Source organism: Actinomadura sp. NPDC048032 (assembly GCF_040653175.1).
GTDB classification, from domain to species: domain Bacteria; phylum Actinomycetota; class Actinomycetes; order Streptosporangiales; family Streptosporangiaceae; genus Spirillospora; species Spirillospora verrucosospora.
Genome location: NZ_JBEZJP010000531.1, coordinates 1 through 4,771, shown reverse-complemented (window position 1 = coordinate 4,771; position 4,771 = coordinate 1). Strand labels below are relative to the sequence as shown.

Here is a 4,771-nt window from a genome sequence, read left to right as displayed (position 1 = left end):
GGCACGCCCGGGAGCGCCGCCGTCCTGGGAGTGGGACGGGTGACGGCGGCGGTGGAGCGGCTCGAAGGAAAGTGTTCTAGAGGTTAGAAAACTCTGTCCAGTTGTTTAGGAGAACATCTTGAGATAAGTTCAGGCGGAAATGTCATCATTTCCCGCTTAGTTGGCCCCGCGGCCATTTCCGTGGGTCCCCGGAAGAGGTAGTAATGTCCCTCCCCGTGCCCCCGACCCTCGACTCGCTGCTGGACTGTCCGCCCGGGCTGCTCGACATGACGTTCGACCAGCTGCGGACCCTGCTGGTGGTGCACGAGACCGGTTCGGCGCTGCGGGCGGCCCGGGTGCTGGGGCGCGAGCAGTCGAGCGTCCAGAAGCAGCTCGACACGCTGAACCGCAACAGCCAGGTGCTGTGCGGGGAGGTCCTGACCGTCCGGCAGGGGCGCGGGAAGGACTACCTGTTCACGCCGACCGGGGAGACCACGGTCGAACTGGCGCGCACGACGTTCGAGAAATGGCTGGAGTCCATTCACTGGAGCCGGCGCCGCCTCGGCCGCATGCTGACGGTCGGCACCACCGAGTTCACGCTGCCGATCGTCTCCCGGGCCTGGGACCGGGTCTCGGAGGAGTTCCGGCAGCGCGAGGTCGAGTTCAAGGTCGCCCACGTCCGCACCAAGGACCTGTGGTCGCGGCTGGAGACCCGCCAGGTCGACCTCATCTGCGGCAGCATCGTCAGCACCCCGGAGGGCGACCTGCGCCTCCAGGAGTACGAGGTCGTCGAGTACGCCCGGGGCCAGGCGCTGCTGCTCACCAACCTGCCGGAGGGCGAGCTGCCCGGCACGCCGGTGCAGACCAGCCGCCTCGGGCGCATCCCGCTGGTGGTGCCGCCCGCCGGGCTCGTCGCCGACCTGCTCGCCACCTGGTACGGGACGAACTTCCGCGAGCGGCTCAACGTCGTCGCCGACATCGACGACGTGCACTACGGGCTGTCGCTGCTGCGATCGGGGTTCGTGCGCGGCTGCATGATCGTCACCGGTTCGATCGGGCGGGGCATGGCCGCGCAGGAGGACCCCGACGCCGTCCCGCTCCGCGCGATCGGGCTGGACGACGACCTGGAGCCCAGGGCCGAGTTCATGACGGGCGCGTTCGTCCGCCGCGCCGACCTCGAACGCTACGACGCGGGCCACCCCCTGAACCGCCTCTGGGACGCGGTCAGGGAGGACGTCCGCACCTACACTCCGCTCGCCTGAGCGGCCCCGCCCTACTTGATCTGGTTGTCGACCACGTCGAGGGTGGGGCGGGCGCCCAGGTGCTGCATGGCGCGGGCGGCCAGGCGGCAGCCCGCGGTGAGGGCGTCGGCCGGCTGCTTGCCGTCGAGCCACGGCGGGAGGAACCCGGCGACGAACGCGTCGCCGGCGCCCGTGCCGTCGATGATCTTCTCGACGGGCTCCGCCGCGACGGTGACCGGCTCGGGACGGCCGTTGGTGTACCACAGGGCCCCGTCGGCGCCGTTCGTGATCACGACCTGCGGGTACCAGGCGGTCAGCACCTTGGCGGCCTGCTCGGGCGTGTCGCGGCCGGTGAGGATCTCGGCCTCCTTGGCGTTGACGACCAGGAGGCGGGCGCCCTGCGTCCACTCCAGGAAGGGCTCGGCGCCCATCCGCTTGAGCGGGGAGGACGAGCCGCCGTCCACGGAGACCGACATCTGCGTCTTGCGGGCGATCTCCAGGGTGTGGATGGCCGCCTTGCGGGACCCCTCGTTGATCAGGGCGTAACCTGACAGGTGCAGGTGGGTGCCGCCGGAGAACAGGTCCTTGCAGCGCTCGATGTCCTCCGGGAGGAGGGCGGCGTTGGCGCCGGGGTCCGACAGCATCGTCCGGTCGCCCTTGTGGGTGACCATGACCACACAGGTGCCGGTGGGACGTTCCTGGTCCATGACGAGGCGGGCGTCGACGCCGTAGCCCATCAGTTCCATGTCCCGGTTCCGGCCGGCGATGTCGGAGCCGCGGCGGCCGACGAAGGCGGCGTCGGTCCCCTCCACGGCGAGCCATGCGGCCACGTTGGCGCCGGAGCCACCACCGTGCGTCGTCACGGCGGCGGGCGTGTCGCTCCCCTTGGCCAGGGGATACGCGGCACGCGCCACGGTGTCTGTCATAAGATCGCCGACCACGACCACGCGCGTCATGGAGTCATCACCTCGATCAACACGGCCCGCGCGAGCGGCAATTCTTGGACGTGTGCTCGACCGTAACAGCTTCGGAGCCCGGATTAGGTCTCGAACGCGCAGCGAAACCGAGGAAGCCGGTTTTTTCGTCGCGGGACCGTGACGCATCCGTGCCTTACCCTCGGGTACGTGACCGAGCGTTATCCGGATCAGTGGGAGGCCGACGTCGTCCTCAGCGACGGCGGGACGGCCCATCTGCGCCCCATCTGCCCCGAGGACGCCGATCTCCTGCGCGCGTTCCACGCGCGGCTGTCCCCGGAGTCGATCTACTACCGGTTCTTCTCGCCGCGCCCCCGGCTGTCGGACCGCGAGATCGAGCACTTCACCACCGTCGACCATGACCGGCGCGCCGCGCTGATCGCCACGATCGCGGGGGAGATGGTGGCGGTCGTCCGCTACGACCGGCTCGCGGACCGGCCGGAGACGGCGGAGGTGGCGTTCCTGGTGGAGGATGCGCACCAGGGCCGCGGGCTCGGCGCGGTGCTGCTGGAGCACATCGCGGCGGCGGCCCGCGAGCGCGGGGTGCGCCGGTTCGTGGCGAGCGTCCTGCCCGACAACCGCCGGATGACCCGGGTGTTCCGGGAGGCCGGGTACCGGGCGGAGCAGCGCTTCGAGGAGGGCGTGATCGAGCTCGTCCTCGACCTGGAGCCGACCGACACCTCGCTGGAGGTCATGACGGCGCGCGAGCACCGGGCCGAGGCGCGCTCGATCCAGCGGCTGCTGTTCCCGCGGTCGGTGGCGGTGGTCGGGGCGAGCCGGGCCGAGCACAGCGTCGGCCGGACCGTCCTGCGGAACCTGCTCGCCGGGGACTTCAGCGGGCCCGTGTACCCGGTGCACCCGACGGCGGTCGCGGTGGCCGGGGTCCGCGCGTACGCGTCCGTCCTGGAGATCCCGGACGACGTGGACCTCGCGGTCGTGGCGGTGCGGGCCGACGCCGTGCACGAGGTCGTGGAGGAGTGCGCGGGCAAGGGCGTGCGGGGGCTGGTCGTCGTGTCGTCCGGCTTCGGCGAGGTCGGGGAGGAGGGACGGGCCGCCCAGGAGCAACTGGTGCGGCTCGCGCGCGCCTACGGGATGCGGGTCGTCGGCCCCAACTGCCTCGGCATCGCCAACACCGACACCGACGTGCGGCTGAACGCGACCCTGGCGCCGACCATGCCGGGACGGGGCCCGGTGGGGTTCTTCTCCCAGTCCGGCGCGCTGGGCATCGCCATCCTGCAGCGGACGGCCGCGCGCGGTCTCGGGCTGTCCACGTTCGTCTCGGCGGGGAACCGGGCGGACGTCTCCGGCAACGACCTGATGCAGTACTGGGAGGAGGACCCGGCGACCAGGGCCGTCCTGCTGTACCTGGAGTCGCTGGGCAACCCCCGCAAGTTCGCGCGGCTCGCGCGCAGGCTCGGCCGCCGCAAGCCGATCGTGGCGGTGAAGAGCGGGCGCAGCACGCAGGGCGTCCCGATCGGGCACGCGGCGCGGGCGCTCACGCTGCCCGACCACGCGGTCAGCGCGCTGTTCGAGCAGGCCGGCGTGATCCGGGTGGACGACCTGGCGGAGCTGTTCGACGTGGCGCAGGTGCTGGCCTACCAGCCGCTCCCGGCCGGCGACCGCATCGCGATCATCGACAACTCCAACTCGCTGGGCCTGCTGGCGCAGGACGAGGCCGTCGCGCTCGGGCTGGAGGTCCGGCCCCGCATCGACCTCGGCCCCCGCGCCGACGCCGACGACTACGAGGCCGCCCTCGCCGGCGCGCTGGACGACGACACGGTCGACGCGGTCGTGGCGCTGTTCACGCCCCCGACGATCGGCGGCTACGACGTGCGCGTCCCCGAGAGGATCCTGCGGCTGGCCGCCGAGGGCCGCAAACCGATCGTGGCGACCTACCTCGGCACCGAGGGCATGCCCGCCGACCTGCGCGTCACCGGCCCGGACGGGATGCCCGCGGAGGGCTCCGTGCCGTCCTACACGGCGCCCGAGGACGCCGTGCGGGCGCTGGCGTACGTGATCCGGTACGCGCGGTGGCGGCGGCGCCCGCCCGGCCGCATGCCGGTGTTCGAGGACGTGGACCGTGCCAAGGCGCGGGAGCTGGTCGCCGGGTGGCTGGGCGACGGCGGCCCCGTGGAGGTCGCGCCGGAGCAGGCGGCGGAGCTGCTGGCCTGCTACGGCATCCGGCTCGCGGGCGGGACGGACGGCGTGGCGACCCGCATCGTCGTCAGGGAGGACCCCTCGTTCGGCGCGCTGATCTCGTTCGGGATCGCCGACGAGACCGCCGAGCTGCTGGACGACCGCGCCTACCGCCTGTCGCCGCTGGCGGACGCGGAGGCGGCGGAGATGATCCGCGCGATCCGCACGGCCCCGCTGCTGCTGGGGCACCGCGGCGCCGATCCGGTGAACCTCGGGGCGCTGGAGGAACTGCTGCTGCGCGCGTCCCGCCTCGGCTACGACCTTCCGGAGGTGGCGCGGCTGGAGCTGAGCAGCGCCGACCCGGTCCGCCGGACCTCCTCGCGGTCGCCGCGCTCGGCGGGCCCAGCCAGCACCGGCACGACCATGCTCGCGAGCGCGCCG

At 72.5% G+C, this 4,771-nt stretch carries 3 protein-coding genes; 2 read left to right on the top strand and 1 reads right to left on the bottom strand.

What is annotated here, in order from left to right; all coding sequences use genetic code 11:
• Positions 1 to 203: 203 nt before the first annotated feature.
• Entirely contained in the window at positions 204 to 1,241 is a 1,038-nt protein-coding gene (locus tag AB0C69_RS38220; RefSeq protein ID WP_345185677.1) for a LysR family transcriptional regulator, read from the top strand.
• A gap of 11 nt (positions 1,242 to 1,252) precedes the next feature.
• On the opposite strand, the gene AB0C69_RS38215 is transcribed toward AB0C69_RS38220, so the two are convergent.
• Positions 1,253 to 2,176 carry a PfkB family carbohydrate kinase gene (locus AB0C69_RS38215; protein WP_353834916.1) on the bottom strand — a complete coding sequence of 308 codons (924 nt, stop codon included), beginning with the start codon at positions 2,174 to 2,176 and terminating at the stop codon, positions 1,253 to 1,255.
• A 168-nt stretch (positions 2,177 to 2,344) separates the two neighbouring features.
• On the opposite strand from AB0C69_RS38215, the gene AB0C69_RS38210 reads away from it, so the two are divergent.
• A partial coding sequence (locus tag AB0C69_RS38210) for a GNAT family N-acetyltransferase (RefSeq protein WP_360360813.1) occupies positions 2,345 to 4,771 on the top strand: 2,427 nt, incomplete at its 3' end.

What these genes read in the sequence shown, in the direction of transcription:
- AB0C69_RS38215 (WP_353834916.1), bottom strand. Translation starts at nt 2,176, where the DNA reads ATGACGCGCGTGGTCGTGGTCGGCGATCTTATGACAGACACCGTGGCG.
- AB0C69_RS38220 (WP_345185677.1), top strand. Translation starts at nt 204, where the DNA reads ATGTCCCTCCCCGTGCCCCCGACCCTCGACTCGCTGCTGGACTGTCCG.